The following is a 26,734-nucleotide window of genomic DNA, read 5'->3' on the forward strand; positions in this document are numbered from 1 at the left end:
CGTGTCAATCCAAGTGGAATGTACAAATGTGGGAACCCCATTCATTTATATATACAGTGGGACAAATTGCTGACAACAATATTCGGATAATGATTCTATGAAACGAAACTGGACTAAAACAGTCGATGATTTCATATGGCGGAGAATCTGGAATCGACGTATAGGTATTTTTCTTTCATTTGTTTTTTTAATATTTGTTATTGGAACAATCAGTCTATACATTATTGGTCGCAGTTCACCAAACTTGGCAATCAATGGCTCATATACCGTTATCGGGTTATTGGTTGGACTCATATTCTCAATAGGCTATTCAATGCAAAGCCCGATATCTATTGACACCTTTGAAGAAAATAGCTCAAGTAGACTTCCAAAACTTACTGGCATACTCCTCTCAGGGATTGTTGTTGGAAGTACAGTTGGAGTTTCTCGCGACGTTCTTTTACTTACATTACTTCCACTCAGTTCCTTCCTTATTGTTCTCCAGATTAGAAATGGTAACTCTATCAGTTGGTCTCTCCTACAAATTGTATTCTTCTTTATCGTGAACCCCCTTTCACGATTCCTAAGCACAGGATACTTCTTCGGGAATGGAGATCTCCTGGTTCATACACCAAACATTCAGAGAGTCATGCAAACAGGAACAACAGGGCCTTATTTAGTGTTATATCAGCAGTATCCTGGTTACTTCTTCGAGATGGCATCTGTCGGTCATATTCTGGGCGTGACTGGATATTCAGCTCTTCAACTAACGGGTTCCACTATTTATGGTATTGGTGTTTTACTTGCATATGTATTAGAAACTAGATTATCTCAAAACCGACTATTTGGAATTTCAGTTGCGCTTGCGTTTTTATCTATCCGACAGTTCTATTGGTATGCAAACTATCACTTCCCCCAGGCATATGCTGTAATTTTAATACTACTATTCTTTACTGCTGCGAGAATCCAGAAAGAATTGGCTCTTCAGTCTAACTCCCAAATACAGTCTAAGCTATTTGGCTCTATGCTAGTAGCCATTTTGCTCTCTGTGATGTACATTCACCACCTTGGTGTTCTTGTTAGTCTCGTTCTTTTAGCGTTCCTCCTCATCACAGATCTGCTTACAGCTTGGTCAGCAGCTACCTACCGAAGTGCTACAGTTCTAGGATGGGGTTACGCAGCCTTGCTATTGATTATGGGGCTGTCAAGGTGGACAACTACCGGGTCAGGGTTTTTGTTTCCACTATCTGACTACGCTTTCCTACTACTCGGGATTGGCGGTGCGTCATTATTCTTTTCTGATGGTGGTTCCGCAGGTAGCGCCCTAACAGAAGTAGGTTCAGCAACACTCTCATCAGGTATTGTCGCAACAACGGTCTATCCTCCGTTTGTCTATTTTGTTGTACTCGTTAGCATATTAACACTATCGGGAGTTGTATTATTAATAAAATACAGGGATTTTTCCGATTCCCTCCCATATATACTGACTGGAATCATTATATCCCCATTTATCCTTCCAACACCTCTTTCACTCAAATCGATCGATCGATTAAGGCTGGTTCTCATACTTTCACTAATATTTTTTATAGGATGTGGCCTGTTCGGGCTTATTCAACTCAGCCGTTCGAAGAGTCGCTCGCTGCGCATTCCCGGCACACTACTGATTGTCTGTCTAATTGTGGCAGCACCACTGGCAAGTAGTACTGTTACCTTGATGGGACCAGTTCAATCACAGTCCCAATTTAGTGCTACAGAGTACAGCCAAATAGAGGCCACGACAGAATTTGTTGCTGACTCAAATGTTCATACTGATTGGCTCACTGGCGTTACAATGAACCACTTTCGTCAAGACGACTTTGACTATAGTGGAATAAATGTTAGTGAAAGCAATGTGTCATTTGCGTCAGGTTCGCTCGTATATCGAAACAGTTGGTCAGATTACCGTGTGTCGTACAGAGAATCAAACACAAAACTATTTAGCAGATTTGTCATTTCTCAAGAATATTTGGACAGTCTCAAACTAAAAAGTGACAAAATATACGCATCAGGAGGTGTGGGAGTACTACAGAACAGGTATAACAATTCGATATCAAATTGAATGAAAGGTTGAACCGGCACCTCTAGTTAAGGCATGAACAGGTCGAAGAGCTAGTTTCCTATGCTACTCTCAGACCGGCTCACAGAGAGTTTAGACACTGCGCTTGAATGGTGGCAGCGGGAGCGGGCGGCGACACCCGTTAGGGCGTTCACCGTCCGACTCCAATGCTGTCGGTCTTTCGCTCAGAGACAGAAGCGATTCTCCGGCTCCTCGGCGTAGAACGTTCGTTCCAGGCAATCTTTCAGTAGGTACACCGACTGGCTGACAGCGTCTCAGACCCGCCGAAGGCGCAGCCGAGGCGGGTCGCGGTCGACGAGATTGCTGTCAAATCAATTGCGAGCGGTCTTGGCTGTACGCTGCAATAGACCCCGACACAAAAGTGATTCTCGACGTCGTACTGTTCAAGTGTCATGGAACTAATCCGGCCGCTGCATCTCTCACGGAGTCTGTGAGAAACACGACTGTTCAGAGATAGTGTTTCTGGCAGATGCCTTCGGATATCGGACTGCTTTCTCTCGATTAAGGCTGAACGACCGAGTCGACTACACAGACCGAAACCTAATTGCGAAGTGGTTTCACACGTTCAAAACGAGAGTCGACCGTTTCCACAATTCATGGGTAGGCAGTCGGTTGAGCGTCCACCAATGACTTGCAGAGTTTGTTCAATATTATGATTTTTAATGACCGCATCAATCGCTCAACGGTCGAACGCCAGCTCAGGAGGTTAACTAGACAGTACCATCGAACCCAGATGGATATTATAACTGAAGGTCGTTAAAGAAATCTATTTTGAAAGTAACTGATTCTGTGTTAGTTTCAAACACAAATGCAGTAACCAATTGAGGAAACCATGCGATACTACTCAACGTACCCCAAATCTTGAAGACGTGACGTGACGCTATTATCTTGATTAAACCCTACCAAATGCTCACCAATTCTTTCTTGATCTATCGAATCGGACGAGATAAATGAATTTACGGCCGCGTCCAACTCCTCAATCAGATCTGAGTTAGATATATTAACGACCTCATCTGGATCCTCTTTGAGATCATATAACTCCGTTTCGTATTTACCATGAGAACCATACCGGCGGATGAACTTCCACCGTTCGTTTCTATATCCGACATATGTTTCACCTATCCGTGGAGCGTGATTAATAATAAACGGCTCATCGTCCTCAAACGAACCTCTCCACTGTGTTGGTGGTTCAGAATCGATTGCGTCCAAAAACATGATCGGAATATCTACATGTCGAATCAGCTTTTTCTGATCACTTCTAGTGGGTCCACGATACAGAAATGGAACCTTTACCACTTCATCATAGAGCTGAGCATGTCCCCAGACATCATGATCAAACCCTTCACCATGATCTCCCGTCATAATTGTATGCGCATCATTTGGAATAAAATCAAATAAACTTTCCAAAAAGTTGTCAAAGTAGTCAACACAGTGGTAATATAGATCTTTGTACGAATCTTGGTATTTTTCATCTGGTTTACGCGAATCAGACCACTCATGATTTAGCGTTTGTAAGCTTTTAATAGGTCCTGTTTGAAGGACACGCTTCAAACCTGGTAAGTATGGAGAATGAAGATCCATAAAATGCAACCACAAGAACCGTGGAGAGTCTGAATTTCTCCACCAAGTTCCCGCTCTGTTTAGGAGATCTGGAGCAGGGACCCGACTTTTCATGCTAAACAACCGAACTATATTCTCAACTATATTTCCGCTCTTAAACTCATCTGTAGGAGACAATCCATCATTCCAGAAGGTATCAAACTCATCTCTCCACTTCGAGAGGTAGGGATTAGATGCAACAAATCCTCCTGTATTATATCCTAGTTCACTTAGCACGGACGGGAGTGTGCGGCAACTGCCTTTAACTGCACCAGTCTCATCATACACTTCTGGATAGTATTGACTTGCAAAGATGGCAGGGAAAACACCATTAGTCGCTGCCCCCTGTGCAATCGCAAAGTCTTGAGATAATGTTGATGACTGTACTGAGTCCATCCGTGTTAATGTATCCGGGCGCCAGCAATCTACTGTAATAAGAACGATATCATCTCTAGTCATAGCCATGTAGTATTCTGCACGTCTAATAAATTCTGTCTATATTGATCTGTTGGAATCCGTCAACGATGGAGAGAGTACTCTCCGCATGGGTTTTTTGATAGATCTTTATATTGGTTCGGTCTAGTTAGTGTCCTCAACTGGTGTTTGTCCATCACGCGATTGATGTGGTCGGTAGATATAATAGTATTGCGCAAATTGTATGAGCTATTCGCAGATACTTCCGTGACTGCCCATCCACAAATCATGGAAGTGGTCGACCCCCATTTTGAGAGTATGAAACACCTTTCGATGAGATTTCGCTCAACGTAGTTAAGCCGGGCGCTCAAACCTAATGTTGTCCAAACAACTCGATATCGAGAATCAATTTTGTCTCAAAGCCCATTGCGGCGTACAACCAAGACCACTCGCCATGGTTTTGACAGCAGTCCATCGACCTGCAACCTGCTTCGGCTTCGCTTCAGGCAGGTTGCAGGCCGCTGTCAGCCCCGCCGTACCCAGTTCCAAACAGAGTTTGATGAGAGCATTCAACGCCGAGAAAGCGAAGAATCTGTTTTGTTTCTCTAAGTGAACAGCCGGTTGCGTGGGGCTGGACGGCGAACACCATGACGGGTGTCGCGTCCGCTCACACCGAGTTTCTAATAAATCCACCCCAAAGCACTCGCTGGGCAGGTCTGCGAGCGTCATTCCAATTAACTCAACGACCAGCTCGCTTCTCAAACCGGCGTAACTAGAGAGTCCCACTATTGGAATAGACCCATCATGGGGGTTGTATAGGTCAGGTCAGGTTTCTTTTTAGTGTTTGTTCGAACTCATCTGTCGCGTCCTCCCACGTGTAGCTCTTCACTTTTTTGTGCCCCTCTTGTTGTAGTCTTTTCCGTTGTTCCTCATTTTCTATTAACTCAGAGACTGCATTAATCAACGCACTACTGTCTCGAGGAGGGACTACAGATGCAGTTACTCCATCTTCAGCATAGTCTGGTACTCCACCGACGTTTGTAGCTACAACCGCACATTTACAAGCCATCGCTTCCAAAGGTGGCAGTTGACAACCCTCAACCCAACTTGGAATCACAAAGATATCCGAATTAGAGTATAGATGCCGCAACTCATCATCTGAAATGTTTGGATGCTGGTTAACATGCTCCGAATAGGATTCATTTTTCATTTTTTCACCATACGTGTGAATTTCAACGTCATACGAGTCCCCAATGGCCTGTATGAGTTCTTTTGCCTCCCTCTCGCCTTTCCAAGGAATATTTCTTGATGGGATTAGTATAGATGTTTTTGAGCTTTCGCCAGTACTATCTGGATAAAACAACGAATGATTCACGCTATTAGTAATAACTCCCGCTGTGTTCTGATCAAATTTTGTTTCTATTAGTTCTTCTAGCCAAGAGGATATCGTTATCTTCCTTAGCGGGAGTTGATAAGAACGATCTACTAACTCTTTTTGTTTTTTTGCCTTTGAATTTAGGGGCGTAACTTCGTACATCTCAATCGGATAAGATGATGCATCATCTGTCAACGAAGATACGACCTCCCACGTTTGGTCGCTATTCCAGGTATCCCATATCTCGTAATGCTGAATAAAATGCATTTTTGTGCCCTTACAATCATCAAAGGCAGCGACAGTATAGGCCGTTTGCCATGCCGTCGCGATCGTTATATCTGCATCTGGCACTCTATGTTGGAAAAATCTAATTATATCGGGGGATAATGTCGGAATTTGCCGTACATCAGCCTCAATATCGAACCAATCAACGCCATTGGGCGTTAACCACCGTCGAAGTGTTTTGGACGCCTGGTTTATTCGTGCACGTACTGACGTCCACGTTTCAGACATAGCTGACGGGACTGTGGGATATAATATCGTTACTGTGTGCCCGCGGCTGGTAAGTCTGTTTGCGTATTCGAAGACGACTCTATTGCCACCAGATAATCCTATCCCAGGTAATACAAAATTGATCTTCATCAATTCTCCCCAACGACATTATTATAATGTTTGAAAATTGACGATCGGAGTGACGGAGATAGTAGAATAGTCGCCATATAAAGAACTGTTCCAAGAGCAATAACCACCAGGAGTTCAATAATTGAATTCACAGTAACCAACCATCGGATTGGAACCAATAAAAATGTCATGCACAGTGCAGCGAGAACGCACCAAAGTAATTCCGCGTAGGGTATCTTTATCGAGATGATTTTTGACAAATACAGAAAGTGAAGTATTAGACCACTAAAAAGGGAGGCCACCATAGTTGCAATAGCAGCACCAGTAATTCCAAAGCTTGAAACTAATATTATATTTAGGATGAGGTTTAGAATCACACCAAATGCGGTCGCACGAGCTGCGAGGTCTGGTCTATCAAGCGCCTGGAGTGACCTCCCAAAGACAACTTGTGCGGCTTCCGTAACTTGGTCAAACATTAAGATAATGAGTGCGAGCCATGCTATCTCATATTCAACTCCGAAGACTAGACCTAGAATCTCCTTCGAGAACAACACAGTTCCAAAAAATGAAGGGATCACCAATATTAGTGATGGAGTGAGAACTTGTGGGATAACATCCTTAATTCGGTTCTTCGCACCTTCACCACTCCATTCACTAAACTGAGGGAAAACTGCAGTTGCGATCGAACGACTCAGAAGGATCACAACGGTTGTAATCCGCCATGCAACTTCATAAGCACCGACATGCGCTTGTGTGAGGAATAGCCCAATGATTGCTACATCCATCCAACTGTAAAAATACCCGCCTACTGACGAAATAGCATTGTATTTACCATAATTAAACAGCGAGCTAGCATGACCACGGGAGGGGTATTGAGGTATGACAGAGATTTTAAAACATCCCCAAGAAAATACTAAAAATAACCCCGCTAATAATCCATAAATTAATGCTCGCGCCCCGAGTCCTTGAGAGACTAGCATTCCACCGACACCCAACCAAGTTGCCTGACGTACTACTTCTAGAACCGCTGTTTCACCGACTCGAAGCTCACCTTTTAACACAACAATAGTAAGTTGTGATGCTTCCTGGAGGATAAGAGCGATTGCAAGGAGAGCAGCAACTTCAGCACCAAGATAATTGTTAATCCATGGTCGAAATACAAATATACCAGCTACAATGATCATAACTGGGGGTATCTTCAGAAGAATTGCGCTTGATAAATACCTACCTTGTGACTCACCTTCACTAATTCGTTTTTCAACTGCACCACGGAGACCAAAGTCAGCAGGAATCGCGACCATCCCGAGTAAAGCCTGAAAAAGAAAAAACACACCCATTGAAGACGGGCCTAGAACTCGAGCGAAATAAGCAATTCCAAGGAATTGTAGCGCTGACCCAGTAATACTTCCCGAGAATATCTTAAGACTTGAACGTAATAAATTCATATTTCTTCATCTCTTTCTGGATTTACCTTTCAACGTTATAAGCAAATTGATTAGGTGCCGGAATTTATTAGTGATGATCGAGATTTCCGTCACGCATAGAAGCTTTGCAGTCTCATGTGCCGAACATCAGCCGCCAGAGATAAGACTACAAGGGAAGATCTGAAAATAAATGGCTCACATCCACGACGTCGAAGTTCGCGACCTCCAAGTCAACGCCGACCAGCGCGGCCATTTGGTCGAAGTGTTCCGTAGCGACTGGGACGAATACGAAATCGACCCGGAGATGTCCTACTACTCGATGACGTACCCCGGAGTCGTGCGAGCTTGGCATCGCCATCTTGAGGGCCAGATCGACCACTTCGTCTGTCCGAAGGGTCGAATCACGGTGGGCATCTACGACGACCGCGAGGACTCGCCCACGCAGGGCGAACTCGACACGTTCGTCATCGGCGAACACAACCAGCAAGTCATCCGCATTCCCGGTGACTGCTGGCACGGATTCAAGGCCATCGGCGACGAGCCGTCGTTGCTCATCAACTACCCGACGAACCTCTACGACTACGAAGACCCTGACGAAGAGCGAATTCCTTATGACGACGACCGCATCCCATACGACTGGAACGCGGAAATCCACGGCTGACGCTACTCAGCGTATCCAAGATCAGACAACTGCTTTTGCACGTCGTCAGATAGCTCAACAGACGAACCGGTAGCGCGTTCTCGTGGGACGTAGTTCATCAGACGAGATTTAATCTCTGGGTCATCAATTTGCTCACCAGTTTCAAAGTCAATGAGAACCGAGCTATCTGTTGTTGGGACATAGATGAGATGCTCAGTCCCCTCAGTAACGCTAATTTGGTTTGGTCCGTAGGCGATCTCTTGAGAAAGTAACGCAGTCTCTCCAGTTGAAGATTCTTGCAACGGTTCTCCGTCAAACTCAACGTTTACCGTGGCATCCATCTCCGAGAGAATTGTCGGGACGATGTCTGTTGAACTCCGACGTGTCGTAGATCCAGAAATCGATTCAAGGTTGGTTATGATTGGAACTTCGAGAACTGGAGGGACAAGCGCATGACCATGACCTACACCGCTAATTCCACGAGAGTCCTCGAAATGTTCTTCTTCGAATGATTTGTATTCCCAGAACTCTTCGCCGTGGTCGCTTGTCACGACAAGAATTGTATCCTCAAGTTCAGCTAGTTCATCAAGAACACGCTCAACCTCTTCGTCGACGTAGCGAAGAAGCGTATCGTACAGTAGTCCTCTTGCTGAACGGTAGCGTTCGAATTCATCGTTCTGAATATCTCCAGAAGTGAAGCGCCAACGGTCGATCCCGTCAACCTCCGGTATCTCCTCGAAATACTCGGTTGGGGGGTCGTGTAAGGGCTCATGGAGATCTCCCAATTGTGCATAGCCAAACTTTGGGCCAGATGTGGTATTCCACCATTGCTGAATGTCTGAAAGAACATCTTCAGCATCTGCATCATGGCGTCGTTTTACAGATTTAAACCGACCCTCCATGGGGATTGCTGCGGTGCCGACCGCAGTAATAAATCGAGTTTCGTATCCCACCGAATCAAGCAACTCTGCAAGTGTAGGAACATCATCTTGAATACCGTTCGGTGGATTACTCAGGTCCTGGTTTCTGGAGGAGTCATCTGGGTATGCTGCACCATGGTTGTGTGGGTGAAGTCCTGTAAGAATAGAGGGAACAGAGCTGAATGTCCACGGTGCTGCAGCAATTGCTGGTGTGTAGGATGTTAGTGAGTCCAGAAATGGAGTTGTTTTGCGATGGTATCCAGACACTGAGAGTCTATCATCCCGAAGACAGTCAATCGTGATGACGAGGATGTTCTTTTTATCATCCACGTCAACCATCGAAGAACTGCCACCGCCTCGCAACTCGTACGCCATTCGACTTCGTAACTGTCGAACTTTTTCGAGACCAACGCTCCCAATCTCTTTAATCATTGAGAGCCCGTTTCTGGGGAAGATTTATAAGATTTTGCTACAGCTAATTTTACCAATTAGTTCGAGCAAGCGAACCATACTTGAGTCAGTATGATAACATCACAGACACAATCATGAAAGGCGTACTTCTCTCAGGAGGCACGGGCTCCCGTCTCCGACCCATTACCCACACCGGGCCGAAGCAACTTGTCCCGGTCGCGAATAAACCCGTCCTCGAATACGCGGTCGAGGACCTCAAAGAAGCGGGAATCACCGAAATCGGCGTCATTCTCGGCCACAAGGGCCGCGAAGAAATCCAGGACCTCCTTGGCGATGGTTCGGACTACGGCGTCGAAATTACCTACATCGTCCAGGGTAACCCCCTCGGCCTCGCCCACGCGGCGGGCTGTGCGAAGGACTTCGTCGGCGACGACGACTTCGTGATGTACCTCGGCGACAACATCCTCAAAGAGGGCGTCGTCGACCTCGTCGAGAGCTTCGAATCGGGCGACTTCGGTGCGGGCATCGCGCTCCAAGAAGTCGAGAACCCACAGCAGTTCGGGATTGCGGACGTCGACGACCAAGGCAACGTCACCCAACTCATCGAGAAGCCGGACGAGCCACCGACGAATCTCGCCCTCATCGGGATGTACGTCTTTTCGCCCGCGGTCTTCGACGCCATCGAGCAACTCGAACCCTCGTGGCGGGGCGAACTCGAAATCACGGACGCGATTCAGTCACTCCTTGAAGACGGCTACGCCATCGACTCGCACGTCGTCGAGGGCTGGTGGAAAGACACGGGTAAGCCCGAAGACATCCTCGAGGCGAACCAACTCGTCCTCGAAGACAAGTCGCTCAAAAAGCGGGGCACCGTCAGCGACGATGCAACCGTCGACGGCCGTATCGAACTCGCGGAGTCGGCGACCATCGAAGACGGCGCAGTCGTCCGTGGCCCGGTCTCCATCGCGGATGGCGCGGTCATCAAATCGGGCACCTACGTCGGCCCGTACACGTCCGTCGGTCCGAACTCGACGCTCGAAGGCGTCCACATCGAGAACTCGGTCGTCATCGGTGAGTCGAGCATCAACACCTCCGGCCGCATCGTCGACAGCCTCCTCGGCAAGGGCGCGAACATCGGCAGTGCGGACGACTTCCTCCCGGAGGGTCGTCGCCTCGTCGTTGGCGAGAACTCCCAACTGAAACTCTAACCATGCACATCATCACCCACGCCTGCACGCAGTGCGGAACCGTCGTCTCCGCGAACGAACTCGAATCGAACCGCGTGATGAAGTGCCCCGGACTGGGCTGTGAGAACGTCCTCCGCTTTACGGACCTCGACCAGGCCGACCAAGAGCACTTCCTCGACAACAAAGCCAGCTACGAACTGTAATCGCTGAACGCGGCTTCGAGCGCCGCGAGGTCGGCGTCCAACGTCGGCTGTGACCGCCCGAGTTCGCCTTCTACCTTCGACACATCGAGACACGAGCGTCGCGGCCTCGCCGCCGGGCGGTCGAGGTCGGCCATGACTGACGACTCGATGAGCGACGGATCGCCACCAATTACCTCACAGATTTCCGCACCGAAGTCGGAAGGCGTGACGGCCGACTGACTGGCGACGTGGTACGTCCCCGACACACCGGCATCGAGGAGTTCCAGCGTCGTCGTGGCGACGTTGCCGGCCCGACTGGGCGTCATCGTCTGGTCGGTGAACAGCGGGACCGTGTCACCGGCGGCGAGCGTCGAGGCGACCCACTGGGGGAAGCCGACGAGATCGCCCGTGTCACCACGTGCGCCGTAGACGAACGACAGACGGAGAACGAGCGCATCAGCAGTCACCTCACGGACAGCACGCTCGCCGGCGAGCTTCGAGCGGCCGTACTCCTGAATCGGCGCGGTCTCGGCATCCTCCTCGTAGAGCCCGTCTGTTTCGCCGTCGAAGACGTAGTCCGTCGAGTAGTGAACGAACGGAATCTCGCGGTCGTCACACACGGCGGCGAGGTCGCCCGGCGCGGTTCCGTTTACTGCAGCCGCCAACTCGGGATTCGATTCACAGCCGTCCACGTCAGTATAGGCGGCGCAGTTAATCACCAGATCAACGTCGTACTCATCAAGCAACTCTACAACCCGCTCAGTATCCGTGATATCGATTTGGTGGAGGGGACAGTCGAAGGCGGGTTCCTCGGAATGATAGCCGCCGACGACTGCGTGGTCCTGCTCGCGGAGCGTCCGGACGACGACACTCCCGAGCAAGCCGTTAGCGCCGGTGACGAATGCGTACATGTACTCGTTGTGTCGATGAAAATGTAAATATATGCTGCCTCTGTTGGTGGCATATGGACGTACTCGTTACTGGTGGTGCCGGATTCATCGGTTCGAATTTCGTGCGGTATCTGCTCGATACCGGCGACGATTCAGTCGTCACGCTCGACGCGCTCACCTACGCCGGGTCGCGTGACAACCTCGCCGGCTATCTCGACCACCCGAACCATCGGTTCGTCGAGGGTGACATCCGAGACCGCGAGCTTGTCGACGACCTCGTGGCCGATGCCGATGTCATCGTGAACTTTGCTGCGGAGTCGCACGTCGACCGCTCCATCGGTGGGGCCGAGCCGTTCGTCTCGACGAACGTCCAGGGGACTCAGACACTCCTCGATGCCGCCCTCGATGCGGATATCGACCGGTTCCTCCAGATTTCGACCGACGAGGTGTACGGCGAGATTCACGAAGGGAAGTTCACGGAAGACGACCCACTCGCGCCGCGAAATCCCTACTCGGCGACGAAAGCCGGTGCGGACCTGCTCGTTCAGAGCTACCGAGAAACCCACGACCTACCGACGCTCATCACGCGGACCTGCAACAACTTCGGTCCGCGACAGCACCCGGAAAAACTTATTCCGAAGTTCATCCAGCGCGCCGCGAACGGCGAGACGCTCCCGGTCTACGGCGACGGTTCGAACGTCCGCGAGTGGATCTACGTCGAAGACAACTGTGCAGCGCTCGATGTCGTCCTCCGAGAGGGCGATATCGGCGAGGTGTACAACATCGGCAGCGGCGTCGAACTGTCCAATCTCGAAACGACGGAGAAGATTATCGAAGCCGCCGGTGGGTCGGAAGACCAAATCGAGTTCGTCGAGGACCGCGCGGGCCACGACCAGCGCTACGCCATCGACGCGACGAAGACGAAGGCGCTCGGCTGGGAGCCCGAATGGAGCTTCGAAGACGGCCTCGAGGCCTGCGTCGACTACTACCTCGGCGACGACGAATAGATGGCCGACCAACGCACCCAGGCGGACGAGCAGGACACGTGGATTCCCGACGACGAGTGGGAAGCAATCGTCGCGAACGTCCCGCTGGTCTCCGTCGACCTCGTGATTCGCCACGAAGGCGGCGTCATCCTCGGCCTTCGTGAGAACGAGCCCGCACGCGGTGAGTGGTTCGTTCCCGGTGGGACGGTGCTGAAAAACGAGACACTGACGGATGCCGTCCACCGCGTCGCTGACGAAGAGTTAGGCGTCGATGTGACTATTGAGTCGCGACTGGGGACGTTCGAACACTTCTACGACACCTCGGAGGTCGAGGGCGTGGACTCGAAACACTACCTTGCGACTGCGTTCGAGGTAACACTCGACGACGACACCCTCGAGATGGACGCCCAACACAGCAGACTGGAGGTCTTCGAACCACCGTATGAAAACCTCCACCCGTACGTCGAGCGATACCTCCAGGCACTCGAGTAAGGACGGCAGAAGAAACGGGTCTTCAGTTTCAGTTCAGTTTCAGTGAACTACCCCACCCTACCGCTCGCCTGACGGCTCGCGCTTGAGGGTGGGGCTTCCTGTTTCAACGACGCGCTTTGCAGATACCGAGGTATCCACAGGGAGCGCAGTCTCCACAGGCGTTGATTCGGAGCGCCCCGCTCCTAACCGCTTCTTGACACCGCGAGAAAGAATGTTCCACGCCGCGTTCGCGTCTCTATCCGCCTCGAAACCGCACGCCGGACAGGAGTGTTCGCGCACCCACAGCGGCTTATCCGTCGAAACGCCACAAGACGCACACTCTTTGGTCGTTCCGCGCGGATTCACCGCGACGAAGTGCGTTCCTTCGCGTTCGCACTTGTATTCGAGCATCCGAAGGAACGTTCCCCACGCCGCACCTGCTCGGTTCCGTGAATTGCCCGGCAGTTCGACCAACCCCTTCGCGTCCAAGTCCTCAACGGCCACGAGGTCGTACTCCCGAGCATAGTACGCCGAGAGCTTGTGAAGGAAGTCACGGCGCTTGTTCTTCAACTCGGCGTGGCGTTCGGCCACGACCTTCCGCTGTTTCTCCCAATTCGCAGACCCGTGCTGTTTCCGCGAGAGGTCACGCTGTGCGCGTTCCAAGCGTTCGCGTTCGTCTGAGAGGTCGAGCGATTCGACGGCGGTGCCGTCGGTGTCGTGAGCGTACTTGAGAATCCCCACGTCGATGCCGACGCACCGCTCGGGATTCTTGGGTTTCGCAGGCGGGTCGTCAGGGGTTTCGACGCCGAGGATAGCGTACCACTCCCCGGTCGGTTCTTGCTTGACCGTGACGGTCTTGATTTCGGCGTCGTCGGGGAGGTCGCGGTGGAAGGTGAGCGGAATTTCTCCGAGTTTTGAGATCCACAGTTTTGTCTGACCGCTCGTGTTCTTGAGCTTGAAGCCGGATTGACTGTAGGTGAAACTGCGGTACTCATCCGGTGCCTTCCACTTGAGGGTGCCGACGCGGTAGCCGTTCTCTTTGCGACCGCGAAGCGTCGAGAGGTTGTCGTACAGCCGTTGTACGACCTTCTGTAGTACCTTCGAGTGAACTTGTTTCAGGTCGTTCCACCACTTTTTGAGACTCGGCAAGAGTTTCTGTTCGCTGTATGCCGAGGTGCCGTCGGTTCGGTTGAGACGGTGGAGAAAGTGGTTGTAGACCTGTCTACAGGTATCGACAGTCCACGCTAACTGTTGTTCGAGAGCGTCGGACGGTCGGAGTCGATACCTGTAGTTGTAGTTCATCTACGAGCGTTCTTCGATGAGTTCGTCAAGTTTCTCTTGGACGAACGATGAGAGGTTGAGGTGGTTCTCCTCGACCCACTCGGCTTGGTCGTCACGGATAGAGATGTTCTTGCGCGTTGCCATACCACACAATACACAAACTACACAAATATGAATTGCGATTGCGTGGGCCTGTGGGCCGAGCGCCGGACGTGTTTGAGAACCGTTCGGCGCTGTATCCCCTCTCTACTCACTCGCTTCACTCGTTCGTTGAGGAAGGGGCCTTAGCGCCTACTTTCAGGTAATCGAAGGGAACATCGCGAGAAAAGTGGTGCCGGGTTACTCCCCCAGCGACCCCAACAGGAACGACCCGAACACCATCTGCAACCCGATCACCACAGCCACGGTCGCCACAACGTCGGCAACCGCGATCGGCAGCGCACTGAACCCACTGGTCACCCACGTAACGGCCAGGTAGCCACCGTAGGCCAGCCCACCGAGGAACACGAGCGAGCCAATCGTCGCCCCTCGCTCGAGCGAAATCCGCTTCGTAAACCAGGTCGTAAACGGGTCAGAAGCCCCACGAACCGGGTCAGACGACACCGTCGAGAAGGCTCCGAACAGCATCAGTTGAAACCCAGCGAGCGTCAGCAGGCCACCACCAATCCCGGTGTGAATGCCGAACTGCGCACCACCGATCTCCAGACCACTCCACGCGAGCACCAGCGCCAACACACCAACCACAGACAGGCCGAACCCGGGTGCCGAAAACAGGTAGCCGGGCGCATTGACCAGCATAAACCGAACGTGTCGCCAGCCATCGGGGAAGCTCTCCAGATTGGCCTCACCCTCACGGGGATGGTACGTAATCGGCTTCTCTTCGATCTCGAGATCCTTCGCGCCGGCCTCCATAATCATCTCGCTGGCGAACTCCATGCCCGTCGACGAACACTCCATGGTCTCCCAGGCGTCTCGAGTAAAGACACGCATCCCACTATGCGCGTCACTCACGCCAGCGCCGTAAAACACGTTCAGGAATTTCGTCAACAATGGATTCCCGACGTGTTCGTGCAGCGGGGGCATCGAGCCGGGGAGAATCTCACCCTCCAGCCGCGAGCCCATGGCCATATCCGCATCACCGGACCGAACCATGTTCAACAGCTTGGGAAGCTCCTTGAAGTCGTAGGTACAGTCGGCGTCGCCCATGGCGATGTACTGGCCGCGGACGCGCTCGAAGGCGTACAGGTAGGCGTAGCCGTAGCCCTTGCCGTCGGGTTCGATGACGACCGCACCATTCTCTGCCGCAATCTCGGGCGTGCGGTCGTCCGAGCTGTCGGCGACGACGACCTCACCGTAAATCTGCATGTCCTCGAGGGCGGCTTTGACCCACTCGATACACTGGGCGATGCCGCCCTCTTCGTTGAGGGTGGGCATCACGACCGAGAGCGTGGGCGTGATCTCGCTGTCTGCGGACAGGAGCAACTCATCACCGCTGAGTTGGATATCCGATGCTGACGTACCGTGTTTGCCGTTACCCAGCTGTTTCGCATGCTGAGTGTCGTTGTGTGCGCTTGACGTTCCCATAGAGATTGACCACCTGTTTGTGAGCACCGCCGAATCACTGTGCAGTGTTCGGTGCACTCCACGAACGGTTTCTATTGTGTTGACTCGGAGAGGCTCGTAAAGAGTTTATCGTCTGAGCACTCTGTGTAGACAGAATATAATATTGATAATATATATGCGAAAACAATTTCGATGAATGAGTTTATGGGCGGGACGCGCCTGTATCGGCGTGTGTATCCCCTTGGCCACCTCGCATTCGGCTATCTCTCCGTCGTGGCCCTCGCTCGCGTGCGTGACTGGGAGTTCCGCTACCCCCACGGCCTGACGCTCGCCCTCCTCGCGATAGGGACGCAACTGCCGGACATTATCGACAAGCCGCTGGCCTACGCGGGCGTGCTCCCCAACGGCCGGTCGCTCGCGCATTCACTCCTCATCGTCGTCCCCGTCGTGTTCCTGGGCGTCCGGTATCTCTCGCGTCGAGGCTACGGAACTGAAGCGCGCGTGCTCGCGGTCGCAATCGGGTCGCACCTCCTCGGTGATTCGTATCTCCTTGTCGTCCGCCAGGAGTGGCGCGAACTCGGCTTTCTGTTGTGGCCCGTCGTCCCAGCCCTCCAGTACCCGAGCGACGACATCGCCCCGTGGGTGCGGATTCTCAACGCCGGCTTCGATAGCCCACACCTGCAGTTCCAGTATCTGCTCTTCGCGGGCGCAGTAGCCATCTGGCTCGTGAGCGTCTATCGACGACGCCAGCGGCGTCGACCGTCGACGTGACACCGTGGTAGTGTAACGTACATATGTTTGTTTTAACATCCGCAGAAAACGAAGACGGTGAACACACGTAACTTGAAGCAAGACGGCCCACTACAGCCACACGTACAGTCCGCAGCGAACAAGCCACGATTTCAAGCACTCTCAACCCTTCCATGACCGACGAGTCGACGACGATTGGCCGTTGTCCGGACTGCGAGATGGAACTCTACGAGTACCACGTGTTGATCGAGTTCGAGACGGAAGACGGCGGGACTGGCGTGTTCGCGGACTGTCCCGAGTGCGATGACGTCGTTCGACTGAATCGGTGACATCGCTCTGTCGGTGGGACTACTCGAACATCGACACGGCCGCAAAAAAGCTGAAGGTTGATCTAGCCGTTGTAGGTCCACTTCTGCAGGGTCGCAGAGTTAGACCCTGATTCGGAGGTCCAGACAACGCGGACAGTTTCGCCACCGGAGAGGGTATCTTTCACTTCGAGGGTTACTGGCGTACCCGCACTGACAGTAGTGGTCCAGGGAGTCGTGGTTTGAGTGCCGTTCAGCGCGTCACCAGCGACAGAGAGCCTTGCATTATCAATCGCGTCACCACTCTCGTGAGTGACGGTGAGATCGTACTGGCTGTTGTCGAAGTCGAAGCTGAAACTCGCCTGCGGGGCAGTGTCGCCGACTTGGTCACCGAGGCCGAGAACGAACGTCCCGATGACGGCCGCGAGGATGACGGTAATCGCGACCATCAGAATCACGCCAATAACCGGCGAAACAGCGGAGTCGTCTTTGAAGAGGTGTGTAAGTTGCATTGTGTATCTCCTGTACCCAAACAGACGGCGGTCGACGGTATCGATCGGCCGTGTCGCACGCAGCGAACAGATGAGGTATCTGTTGCGTACACGCGACCCCTGTGAGGGTGTACAACCAAACATATGTTGGGCATGCTAATAAAGATAGATTGAGTGACAGTCTCATAGCACGGAACAATCACAAACACAGACAATTCGAGAGGGAAACCCATCGAACCAACCCATCAGAACCGGTCCAACGAGCCACTATCGTTACGCTCATGCTGAATGTCCCGAATCGAGATAGTTATCTCTGAGCAACACGTTCGGGCTCTCATGCCGCTTGCGACGGAGCCAGCAGTCGCGCGGACGTACGTAACGCCGGTCGACGACGCGTGGGCGTACGTTCTGCAGTATCGCGAGACGATTGACTACGTCGCAGCCAACCCGGACAAGGGGTCGACCGCGGTCAGTACCACCCTCAATCTCCCACGGAGTCGCGTCCGCGAGTGGATGGACGGAAGCGTCCCGGACGTGGTCCGCGGGCTGAACACGGCCATCGAACGCGGCTGGGTCCCCGAGTCACTCCGCCAGCCGGCCGCCCGCGCGCTCAACCGACTCGTCGCCGCGGTGTTCGCAACGGGGAGCATCGCCCTCGAGAACTACCGACCGTCGTTCGTCGTCGACGACGCGACCCGCGACGCGGTCGCCGACGCGCTCACGACACTCGGTGCGGGCCACCGGACGATTCACACCAACGACGACCGACGCGCGACCGAACTCGTCCCGCGACGCGACGCCGCGGTGTTGGGTCGCGTGCTCGCCGCGGCCGGTGCGCCGGTCGGCCCGAAAGCCCAACTGGAGGCGCTTACGCTTCCCGGGTACCTCGATGACGCGCCGCTGTCGATACAAGTCGATTTCGTCGAACTCTATGTCGACAGTCGGGGGACCGAACTCGACGGGAAGGCGACGACGCCGCTGCTCGAACAGCGCAACGAGACGTTTCGGCGCGACCTCGCAGCGCTCGTCTCGCAAGTCACAGACGAACCCGTCTCGGTCGGCACCAACGGCGTGTATCTGTCGGCGACGGCCGCGCGTCGACTCGGCGTGCGGTGAGTCCGCTGGCCGAACACAGACTGTGGTGTCGACTGCTCAGATTGAAATCTATTCTTGTTGAGTGACTAAATTGACTCAGCTGAGGTCAGGTGAGTATCCAGAACTTCAGTAGCAGAATAAATTTCTCAGTAAATACGGAAGAGTGACAGACTATACCGCAACTAGTAGAAATATCCTCCAGTATTTGGAGGTGAGAAATCGACGATTCTCGATCAAAGATGTGTCGTGTGACGTATTATATCTAAATCATCACACAGACCATACATAGTTTAATTCGAACTGTCGACCCGGATGAGTGCGTCTGGATGACGCTCCCCTGGAGTTTCTATGCACACGATAATATTATCGGCTGCATACTGATCGACCGCGAACACGAACTGGACTGGGTGGCGTCCCAGTTCACGCGAGTGACCGCTATCGAGTCGATTCGTCTGGTGTGATGGCACTGTTCGAGACCGAACGGGAAGCGTCGCTGTCTCGGGTGGCGCATCGCTCGACGACTGGTATCGCAGGGAGTTGAGAACGGCGTCAATCGACGGTGCTAGTCCGACTGGTCGGTCACGCCGTCACACGCACAGAGTTGCAGCGCATTCCGAAGGTGGAAGTCCTTCTCGACGGGATCGTCTGTTTCGAGCGCTTTGTGCAGATGGACTTTCGTCTGCTCGACGAACGACGACGGTTCACTCATCGCCCCAAGTACGAAGTTCACCAGCAGGCGTTCGGAGGCCACGCACGGTCCGGTCCACGAGAGGTTCGGATTGTTGCAACATACCACTCATGTTGCCTAGCTAACTATATTTTCAAAAGTGTTTCTAGACGTTTTCTGTCCCTGTAGCCGTGTTTCAGTGGGTTTTCGATGCGAATATCGATAGCTAGGTCCACAAACAGTCAATCGACACCCCACTCACCACTCGGCGAGTCGGCCGTCGTCGTGGTGCCAGACGGGATTGTACCAGTTGACCTCGCCTTGGGAGCGCTCGCGGACGTACGCCTCGTCCACGTCGATACCCAGTCCCGGGTCGGTCGGCCGTTTGACGAAACCGTCGGCAAAGTCGAACTGGTGGGGGTCGTCGAGATACGCGAGACCGACGCTCTCGTCCGGGTCGTGGAGGCCGAGGTCCTGTTCCTGCATGACCGCGCTGTGAGAGGCGAAGCCAGCCTGGAGATTCGCGGCGAAGGCAACCGGGCTCAACGGACAGTGGGGGACGACAGACACGTCGAACGCCTCGGCCATCGTCATCACCTTCCGGAGTTCGGTGATGCCGCCAACGTGGGTGACGTCCGGTTGGAGCACCGACACCGACCCCTCGGTCAACAGCGGCTTGAAATCGTAGCGCGAGTAAAATCGCTCGCCGGTCGCAAGTGGCGTGGTTGTCTCCTCGGCGAGCGCGGCGAGCGCCTCGGAGTGTTCGGGGCCGACGGGCTGGTCGATGAACATCAGGCCGTAGGGTTCGAGCGCCTCGATCAACTGCGACGCCATCGACTTCGAGACGCGCCCGTGGAAGTCGACGCCGAGGTTGAGGTCGTCGCCGAGCGCCTCGCGGACGGCGGCGACGCGCTTACGGGCGGTTTCGACCGCGGCCGGCGGCTCCAGCGGGCCGAACTCGTTGGTCGCGTTCATCTTGAGCGCCGTGTACCCCTGGTCACGCCGCTGAATCGCCTCTTTCGCGACTTCCTCCGGCGTCTCGCCGCCGACCCACTGGTGGACAGGAATCCGGTCGCGGACGTGGCCGCCGAGGAGTTCGTACACCGGGGCGTCGTAGTGCTTGCCTTTGATGTCCCACAGCGCGTGGTCGATACCGGACAGCGCGCTCATGAGGACCGGCCCACCGCGATAGTACCCGCTTTGGTACAGCTTCCGCCAGTGGTACTCGGTGCGAAGCGGGTCTTCCCCCAGCAGGTACACCTCCACGAGTTCTTCGACCGCGGCACGGACCGTCCGGAGACGACCCTGCACGATGGGCTCACCCCAGCCGACGAGGCCGTCGCTCGTCTCCAGTTTGAGCAGCAACCACCGCGGGGGCACCGCGAACAGCTCGTAATCCGTGATGTGCATGGTCGCACAATCCGGAGTGGATACTTCAATGCGCGGGGGAACCACCGCGTGTTGACGACAGCGTCCGGGCCGTGAGCATGAGACTGGCGCTGTCGACGCGAGCGTGGTCAGTCGGCCCCGGCGGTCGCGTTTTCGAGCGGCTGCGAGAGCGCGTTCTCCGCGTCGTCGGTGAGTTCCCGCTGGTGAATTGTCTCGCCGGTCTGGGTGTCGAACAGGTGGACGTCAGTCGCCGGGGCGTGCGCGTGCAACTGCTCGCCTTCGCTGATGGGTTGTTGCCCGTCGACTTCGACGACGAACGTCTCGTCGTGAGACGCCGCGACCGACCGGACGTACACGTACGAGACGCTTCCCATCGGCTCGACGACGTCGACGACGACCTCGAAGCCGTTGTCTGTGGGCGCTTCGGAGAGCGTGTAGTCCTCCGGGCGCGCGCCGAGTGTCACTGCGGTCCGGTCGCCGACGTTCGCCCGCATGCGTTCCGAGAGATCGTATTCGAACCCGTCGGCGACGAGCGTGCCGTCGGCGACCTCGCCTTCAAAGAAGTTCATCGACGGCGACCCTATGAAGCCGGCGACGAACCGATTCGCGGGGCGGTAGAAACACGCCAGCGGCGTGCCGACCTGCTGGAGTTCGCCGTAGTTGAGGACGACGAGGCGGTCGCCCATCGTCATCGCCTCGGTCTGGTCGTGGGTGACGTACAGCGTCGTCACGCCGAGGTCGCTCTGGAGGCGGTTGATTTCGGTCCGCATCGTCGTCCGGAGTTTGGCGTCGAGGTTGGACAGCGGTTCGTCCATCAAGAACACGTTGGGGTCGCGGACGATGGCGCGGCCGAGCGCGACGCGCTGTTGCTGGCCGCCCGAGAGTTCGCCGGGCGTGTTGTCCAAAAGCGACTCGATGCCCATCATCTCGGCCGTCTCGGTCACCGTCGCTTCGATTTCGTCGGCCGAGAGTTCGGTCGACATCTTCAGCCCGAACGACATGTTCTCCTCGACGGTCATGTTCGGGTACAGCGCGTAGTTCTGGAACACCATCGCGATGTCGCGCGCGCGAGGGCCGAGCTGGTTGACGATTTGGTCGCCGATGTACACGTCGCCGTCGGTCTGCGTTTCGAGGCCGGCGACCATCCGCATCAGGGTGGACTTGCCGCTTCCCGACGGACCGACGAAGACGACGAACTCGCCGTCTTCGATGTCGAGCGATACGTCGTCGACGGCGACGACCGCGTCGCCGCCGTCTCCGAACTCCTTCGTTACGTCGTCTAGGGTGATACTGGCCATGTGTGTGTCTCCGTGTTCGTGATGCGGCTGTCTGCCCCCGCCGCGCGGGTATGGATGTTGGTGGTGGTGTGGGTATGGTTCGCGAGCGATGCGCGCTGTCGTGCCGACGGTCGTCGGCCGGGTGAGTGACTGGTCATTCCTTGATCACCACGCCAAAGCTCAGCCCGGCGGCGAGGTACTTGTTCACCGCGACGAGGAAGACGACGACCGGGAGAATCATCGCCATCGAGGCCGCGGCGAGCATCCCCCACTCGATGGACCGAGAGCCGATAAACGAGTAGACGAACAGCGTCACCGGGACCGCCTTGAAGTTCGTCAAGACGAGTCCGAACAGGAGCTCGATCCACGCGAAAATGAAGCTGATAATCGCGACCGAGAAGATGCCCGGTTTCGCCGCCGGAAGGACGACCTTGCGGAAGCCCTGGAACCGGGTCGCGCCGTCGACGCGGGCGGCCTCTTCGAGCGTCTCGGGGATGCCGTCGAAGAACGCCTTCATCACCCACACGACGAGCGAGAGGTTGATGCTGACGTACATGAACACCATCCCGATGCGGCTGTCGAAGAGGTTGAGTTCCCGGAAGATGACGAAAAACGGGATGACGACGGCGATGGGCGGGAGCATCCGCGAGGAGAGAATCCACACGAGCACGTCCCGCTCCATCGGGATGTCGTACCGCGAGAGGACGTACGCCGCGGGCACGCCGATGAGCAACACGAGCACGACCGACGCCGACACCATGACGACGCTGTTGGCGAACGCCGCGAGGAACGCGCCGTCCTGTGCGAGGCGGATGTAGTTGTACACCGTCGGCAGGAAGAGCCAGTCCGGCGGCAACGAATTCGCGCTCCCCGGCGGCTTCAGCGACATCGACGCCAGCCAGTACAGCGGGAACAACACGACGAACGACCACGCCAACAGGAGGCCGTGACGGGCGACTCCCACGAGCGTCTCTCGGGTGTCTTTGTCGAGTCGCTGCGACCCGGTGTCCACGGACGACTGGGACTGGTTCTCGGACGCCATCAGTCCCACACCCCCTCGAAGCCGACCTTGGCGATGACGATGTTCGCGATGGCGACCACGAAGACGAGGTAGACGACCGCGATTGCGGCCGCCACGCCCGGCGAGTTGTTGATGAACATCTGTTCGTAGATGTTGATGCTCACGAGTTGGGTGGCCGTCCCCGGGCCGCCCTGGGTCAGCCCGTAGACGACGCCGAACGTCCGAAAGAGGTCAATCATCCGGATGAGCGTGGCGACGAACACCACCGGCTTCATGTACGGGATGATGACGTGGAGGTACCGACGCCACAGCGGCGCGCCGTCGACCTTCGATGCCTCGATGAGCGTGTCGGGCACCGACGAGAGGCCGGCGTAGAAGATGATGAACATGAACGGCGTCCAGTTCCACGTGTCGAGGAGCACCACCGTCAACAGCGGAATCTCAGAGAGGAACGCCGGGGCCGCGAAGGGCGTCGTCGCCTCGATGAGATACGGGATGACCCCGATTTCGCTGTTCAGCATGATGCGGCCGATGGTTGCGAGCGAGACGGGCGCGACGGCCATCGGGACGATGAACAGCACCCGGTAGAACGATTGCAGTCGCTCGGACTCCACGCCGGCGACGAGCGCGGCCAGGCCGAACCCGAGGACGCTCTCGAGGGCGAGCGCGCTGACGACGACGGTCACCGTGATGATAAACGAGTGCAGCGCGCCGCCGCGGCCGAACGCCGTCGCGTAGTTACTCAGACCGACGAACTCGGCCGCGAAGACGTCGAACGTGGGTTCTTCGATGACGCTGAGGTAGAGGTCGTACGCGCCGGGGAAGAAGGTGATAAGCACCATCACCAGCACCATCGGCGCGACGAACCAGTACGGGAGGTAGTCGTTCCACAGCGCCCGGAGCCTCGCAAGACCCGTCTCGCTCGTCGTCGTCGTTTCGGTCTGCGTTTGCGTGCTCATGGCGTCACTCGCTGTAGATCTCCTCTGCGATTTCTGCGGCCGTCGTCATCGCCGCCTCGGCGGACTTCTGGCCCGCGAGCGCCCGCTGGAGTTCCTCGGAGTAGCGCTGTCCCCACTCGGGGTACTTCCGGTCGAACGGGTCCGGCGACGCCGACTGGAGCGATTCGAGGGTCACCTGCGCGAACTCCTCACCGACCTGCGAGCGGAACTCGTCGTTCTCCCAGACCGACTGGCGGACGGAGAAGGCGGCGTCGCTGTGGAGGTGCATCCACGTGTTGGTCGGTTCCGAGGTCGCCCAGAGCATGAACAGGAACGCCTGTTTCGAGTTCGCCGCGTTCTTCGACGTCGAAATCTGCCAGTTGTACGCGTTGGGTGCGAACTCGCCGTCGGCCGGCTTCGGGACCTTCGCGATGCCGACGGTGTCGGCGATCGACGACTCCGAGCCGGTCAGGCCGGGCCAAAACAGGTTCGCGTCGGCGACGATGTGACCCGCGCGACCCTCCTGCATCGTCGACAGCACGTCGGACCACGACTGCGTGGACGCGCCGTCGGGGCCGTAGTCCCGCAGGAGGTTCGTGTACCACGTCGCCGCGTCGATGACGCCCGACGAGTCGAGCCCGGAGTCGGTCGGGAACTCCGTCCAGAGCGAAGAGCCCATCTCGCGGAGGAGCATGTTCAGGATGAAGATGTTCATGCCGTAGCCCTTCTGTCCGCGGCCGACGGTACCGACGACGTCAGACTCGTTTTCGTGAATCGTCTGGGCGTTCTGTCGGAACCCTTCGAGCGTCTCTGCGACCTCAAGGTCGTGTTTCTCGTAGAGGTCGGTCCGGTAGAACTGGGTCTGGACTTCGACGGTGATGGGCAGGCCGGTCCAGTCGTCGCTGAAGCCGCCGCCGTGGGCTTGCCATCGCGACGCCTCGAAGAGGTCATCGGGCTGGTACCAGGCTTCGTCGTACAGGCTTTCGTCTTCGAAGTAGGGGTCGAGCGGCTGGAGCCAGCCTTCGTTTCGGTACTGGTTGACCACTTGGTCCATGAAGAAGACGTCAAACTGGCCAGCGCCGGTGCTGACGTCGGTCTGGCGCTTCGTCCGGAACTGGTTTTCGGGCAGGATGTTCCAGACGACGTCGATGCCGGTGAGTTCCTCGAACACGGGAATCGCCGGCTTGATGGCCGAGACCCACGGGTGCTGGACGGCACCGATGTTGATCTGCGAGCCCTCGAACTGCGCCCAGTCGATGTCGGCGTCGTACTCGCTGAGCGGGATGACGGGTTCGGACGACGACCCAGTCGAGGTGTCGCCGTCGGTGCCGCCCCCGATGTCAGTCGAGTCGCCGCCGTTCTGTGCCTGTTCGCCGCCGCGGGTACAGCCGGCGAGTCCGCCGAGGAGACCCGCGGCCGCCGCCGTCTTGATGAAACTTCGTCGGTTGTGGTCGTTCGTCATTGGTATCGGGTGTGTGGTGTGTGATGTGTGGTGTCTGGTTGGTCAGTCGCGCCGTGCCGCGTCACCGCGTGGGATAGATAATCTTCTTCAGCCCGCGGTTGTCCTCCATCTGGTCGAACGCCGTCTCGAGGCCGGCGAGACCGAACTCGTCGGTGACGAGCGTGTCCACGTCGATGCGGCCGTTCTGGAGCAGTCGCACCGCTCGCGCGAACGTGTCCGGCGTGAGCGAGTAGCTCGCAACGAGCTCGCGTTCCTCGAAAAACAGCTCGTACGGCGAGAGTTCGATCGTCGCGTCGGTCGGGGGGACGCCGAAGATGAGCGTCCGGCCACCCGGCCCGGTGAGCGACTGCGCCTGCGCGATGGTCTGGGGGAGGCCGACGGCCTCGACGGCGATGTCGACGTCGCCGACGAGGTTCGGAATCACCGTCGTCGGGTCCGTGACGGTCGGGTCGATGGTGTGGTCGGCACCGACCGCCTCGGCCACCGCTCGGCGTTCGTCGACCGGCTCGGAGACGACGATAGTCCCCGCGCCGCTCGCCCGGAGCGCCTGGACGAGAAGCAGGCCGATGAAGCCCGCGCCAACCACGACGACCGTCTCGCCGCTCGTCAGGTCGGCCTGGTCGACGCCGTTGATGACGCAGCCGAGGGGTTCGGCGAACGCGGCCGTCCGGTACTCGAGGTCGCCGATGGGTTCGACGTTGCCGACGGGGACGGCCGCATACTCCGCGAACGCGCCGTCAATGACGTGTTTCGCGGCACCGCCGAGTGAGGTGAGGTCGTGACAGAGGTTCTCCCGGCCGGCCTTGCAGGCGCGACATTCGTGGCACGGCACCGACGGGTTGATAGCAACCCGGTCGCCCACCTCGTAGGCATCAACGTCCGACCCGACAGCGACGACTTCGCCCGCGCTCTCGTGGCCGGGAACCATCGGGAGGTCAACGTCGAGGTTGCCGTGATACATGTGCAGGTCGGTTGTACAGACCCCACAGGCGTGTATCTCGACCAGCACCTCGTCGGCGTCGGGGCGCGGTCGCGCTGTGTCGGTGATCGCTACCGTGTGGGTATCCGTTAGTTGGGCAGATTTCATTGTTCGACCGTGACAATCCGTTCAAAAACTGATTGATAAAACCCCATGGCCGGAATCGAAACCGCTCGTTTAGAGAGCCATACTACCGAAAATCGGGCGATTCAAATTGTTCTGCAGAGCAAAACGAGGTAGCTATTGCCGGCCATTTGTTGTATAAGCTATAATAATTAACAATTGTGCGCGTGCTGGAGCG

The 26,734-nt window shown here is 55.7% G+C and carries 25 protein-coding genes and 2 pseudogenes; 10 read left to right on the forward strand and 17 right to left on the reverse strand.

Annotated elements, in window-relative coordinates; translation table 11 throughout:
* Positions 1–97: 97 nt before the first annotated feature.
* Both C454_RS20375 and C454_RS11775 read left to right on the forward strand, forming a co-directional pair.
* Complete coding sequence (locus C454_RS20375) at positions 98–2,077, forward strand: hypothetical protein (protein WP_204365852.1); 1,980 nt, start codon at positions 98–100, stop codon at positions 2,075–2,077.
* Between the two features lie 60 nt (positions 2,078–2,137).
* Positions 2,138–2,809, forward strand: a pseudogene (locus C454_RS11775) (IS6 family transposase).
* A 126-nt stretch (positions 2,810–2,935) separates the two neighbouring features.
* On the opposite strand, the gene C454_RS19915 reads toward C454_RS11775, so the two are convergent.
* The 4 genes and pseudogenes from C454_RS19915 to C454_RS11790 form a co-directional block, all read right to left on the reverse strand.
* Positions 2,936–4,153, reverse strand: coding sequence for a sulfatase-like hydrolase/transferase (locus tag C454_RS19915; RefSeq protein ID WP_160163083.1), 1,218 nt, complete (start codon positions 4,151–4,153; stop codon positions 2,936–2,938).
* 120 nt (positions 4,154–4,273) lie between these two features.
* Positions 4,274–4,837: pseudogene (locus C454_RS19920) on the reverse strand (IS6 family transposase).
* Positions 4,838–4,928: 91 nt separating this feature from the next.
* Entirely contained in the window at positions 4,929–5,834 is a 906-nt protein-coding gene (locus tag C454_RS11785; RefSeq protein WP_160163084.1) for a glycosyltransferase family 4 protein, read from the reverse strand.
* A gap of 290 nt (positions 5,835–6,124) precedes the next feature.
* Positions 6,125–7,549 (reverse strand): oligosaccharide flippase family protein, encoded by a 1,425-nt coding sequence (locus C454_RS11790; protein ID WP_004975883.1) that lies wholly within the window; start codon positions 7,547–7,549, stop codon positions 6,125–6,127.
* Positions 7,550–7,718: 169 nt separating this feature from the next.
* Here C454_RS11790 and C454_RS11795 point away from each other — a divergent pair, with 169 nt between their 5' ends.
* The gene (locus tag C454_RS11795) at positions 7,719–8,189 is read left to right on the forward strand and encodes a dTDP-4-dehydrorhamnose 3,5-epimerase family protein (RefSeq protein WP_004975884.1); all 471 of its coding nucleotides are present in this window, start codon (positions 7,719–7,721) and stop codon (positions 8,187–8,189) included.
* 2 nt (positions 8,190–8,191) lie between these two features.
* Here the strand turns inward: C454_RS11795 and C454_RS19925 are convergent, their stop codons facing one another.
* Positions 8,192–9,427, reverse strand: coding sequence for a sulfatase-like hydrolase/transferase (locus tag C454_RS19925; RefSeq protein WP_229722461.1), 1,236 nt, complete (start codon positions 9,425–9,427; stop codon positions 8,192–8,194).
* Positions 9,428–9,633: 206 nt separating this feature from the next.
* Here C454_RS19925 and C454_RS11805 point away from each other — a divergent pair, with 206 nt between their 5' ends.
* Together C454_RS11805 and C454_RS11810 are read left to right on the forward strand one after the other, a co-directional pair.
* On the forward strand, positions 9,634–10,707 hold the full coding sequence (locus C454_RS11805) for a glucose-1-phosphate thymidylyltransferase (RefSeq protein ID WP_004975889.1): 1,074 nt from the start codon (positions 9,634–9,636) through the stop codon (positions 10,705–10,707).
* A 2-nt stretch (positions 10,708–10,709) separates the two neighbouring features.
* Positions 10,710–10,889, forward strand: coding sequence for a hypothetical protein (locus tag C454_RS11810; RefSeq protein ID WP_004041942.1), 180 nt, complete (start codon positions 10,710–10,712; stop codon positions 10,887–10,889).
* Here the strand turns inward: C454_RS11810 and rfbD are convergent.
* Entirely contained in the window at positions 10,877–11,779 is a 903-nt protein-coding gene (gene rfbD, locus C454_RS11815) for a dTDP-4-dehydrorhamnose reductase (RefSeq protein ID WP_049905135.1), read from the reverse strand. The genes C454_RS11810 and rfbD overlap by 13 nt on opposite strands.
* Positions 11,780–11,832: 53 nt before the next feature.
* On the opposite strand from rfbD, the gene rfbB reads away from it, so the two are divergent.
* A complete protein-coding gene (gene rfbB / locus C454_RS11820) occupies positions 11,833–12,765 on the forward strand; it encodes a dTDP-glucose 4,6-dehydratase (RefSeq protein WP_042662305.1) in 933 nt (310 codons plus the stop codon).
* A complete protein-coding gene (locus tag C454_RS11825) occupies positions 12,766–13,236 on the forward strand; it encodes a GDP-mannose mannosyl hydrolase (RefSeq protein ID WP_004975896.1) in 471 nt (156 codons plus the stop codon).
* Positions 13,237–13,293: 57 nt separating this feature from the next.
* Here C454_RS11825 and C454_RS11830 read toward each other — a convergent pair whose 3' ends face one another.
* From C454_RS11830 to C454_RS11835, 3 genes are all read right to left on the reverse strand, one after another.
* The gene (locus tag C454_RS11830; protein ID WP_004975900.1) at positions 13,294–14,517 is read right to left on the reverse strand and encodes an RNA-guided endonuclease InsQ/TnpB family protein; all 1,224 of its coding nucleotides are present in this window, start codon (positions 14,515–14,517) and stop codon (positions 13,294–13,296) included.
* Positions 14,518–14,640, reverse strand: a complete 123-nt coding sequence (locus tag C454_RS21120) for a hypothetical protein (RefSeq protein WP_004975901.1) — start codon at positions 14,638–14,640, stop codon at positions 14,518–14,520.
* 195 nt (positions 14,641–14,835) lie between these two features.
* Complete coding sequence (locus C454_RS11835; protein ID WP_004975903.1) at positions 14,836–16,080, reverse strand: glycosyltransferase family 2 protein; 1,245 nt, start codon at positions 16,078–16,080, stop codon at positions 14,836–14,838.
* Positions 16,081–16,290: 210 nt separating this feature from the next.
* On the opposite strand from C454_RS11835, the gene C454_RS11840 reads away from it, so the two are divergent.
* Positions 16,291–16,830, forward strand: coding sequence for a metal-dependent hydrolase (locus C454_RS11840; RefSeq protein ID WP_049905155.1), 540 nt, complete (start codon positions 16,291–16,293; stop codon positions 16,828–16,830).
* A 152-nt stretch (positions 16,831–16,982) separates the two neighbouring features.
* Positions 16,983–17,138, forward strand: coding sequence for a DUF7837 family putative zinc-binding protein (locus tag C454_RS20765; protein ID WP_004975909.1), 156 nt, complete (start codon positions 16,983–16,985; stop codon positions 17,136–17,138).
* Positions 17,139–17,200: 62 nt separating this feature from the next.
* Here the strand turns inward: C454_RS20765 and C454_RS11845 are convergent, their stop codons facing one another.
* Positions 17,201–17,626 (reverse strand): type IV pilin, encoded by a 426-nt coding sequence (locus tag C454_RS11845; RefSeq protein WP_049905136.1) that lies wholly within the window; start codon positions 17,624–17,626, stop codon positions 17,201–17,203.
* 315 nt (positions 17,627–17,941) lie between these two features.
* Here C454_RS11845 and C454_RS11850 point away from each other — a divergent pair, with 315 nt between their 5' ends.
* Positions 17,942–18,721 (forward strand): hypothetical protein, encoded by a 780-nt coding sequence (locus C454_RS11850; RefSeq protein WP_004975914.1) that lies wholly within the window; start codon positions 17,942–17,944, stop codon positions 18,719–18,721.
* Between the two features lie 541 nt (positions 18,722–19,262).
* On the opposite strand, the gene C454_RS20380 is transcribed toward C454_RS11850, so the two are convergent.
* The 7 genes from C454_RS20380 to C454_RS11880 all read right to left on the reverse strand — a co-directional run bounded on the left by C454_RS20380 (position 19,263) and on the right by C454_RS11880 (position 26,541).
* Positions 19,263–19,496 (reverse strand): hypothetical protein, encoded by a 234-nt coding sequence (locus tag C454_RS20380; RefSeq protein ID WP_147302754.1) that lies wholly within the window; start codon positions 19,494–19,496, stop codon positions 19,263–19,265.
* Between the two features lie 129 nt (positions 19,497–19,625).
* Positions 19,626–20,777: a galactonate dehydratase gene (gene dgoD / locus C454_RS11855; RefSeq protein ID WP_004975918.1), complete on the reverse strand. Its 1,152-nt coding sequence runs from the start codon at positions 20,775–20,777 to the stop codon at positions 19,626–19,628.
* A gap of 107 nt (positions 20,778–20,884) precedes the next feature.
* Positions 20,885–22,054 carry an ABC transporter ATP-binding protein gene (locus C454_RS11860; protein WP_004975921.1) on the reverse strand — a complete coding sequence of 390 codons (1,170 nt, stop codon included), beginning with the start codon at positions 22,052–22,054 and terminating at the stop codon, positions 20,885–20,887.
* A 133-nt stretch (positions 22,055–22,187) separates the two neighbouring features.
* On the reverse strand, positions 22,188–23,075 hold the full coding sequence (locus tag C454_RS11865; RefSeq protein ID WP_004975923.1) for a carbohydrate ABC transporter permease: 888 nt from the start codon (positions 23,073–23,075) through the stop codon (positions 22,188–22,190).
* Positions 23,075–24,013 carry a carbohydrate ABC transporter permease gene (locus C454_RS11870; protein WP_004975924.1) on the reverse strand — a complete coding sequence of 313 codons (939 nt, stop codon included), beginning with the start codon at positions 24,011–24,013 and terminating at the stop codon, positions 23,075–23,077. Before C454_RS11870 ends, C454_RS11865 begins: the two co-directional genes overlap by 1 nt.
* A gap of 4 nt (positions 24,014–24,017) precedes the next feature.
* Positions 24,018–25,454: an extracellular solute-binding protein gene (locus tag C454_RS11875; protein WP_004975926.1), complete on the reverse strand. Its 1,437-nt coding sequence runs from the start codon at positions 25,452–25,454 to the stop codon at positions 24,018–24,020.
* Between the two features lie 61 nt (positions 25,455–25,515).
* Complete coding sequence (locus tag C454_RS11880; protein ID WP_049905137.1) at positions 25,516–26,541, reverse strand: alcohol dehydrogenase catalytic domain-containing protein; 1,026 nt, start codon at positions 26,539–26,541, stop codon at positions 25,516–25,518.
* Positions 26,542–26,734: the final 193 nt, after the last annotated feature.

It is taken from the genome of Haloferax gibbonsii ATCC 33959 (assembly GCF_000336775.1).
In the GTDB taxonomy this organism is placed as follows: domain Archaea; phylum Halobacteriota; class Halobacteria; order Halobacteriales; family Haloferacaceae; genus Haloferax; species Haloferax gibbonsii.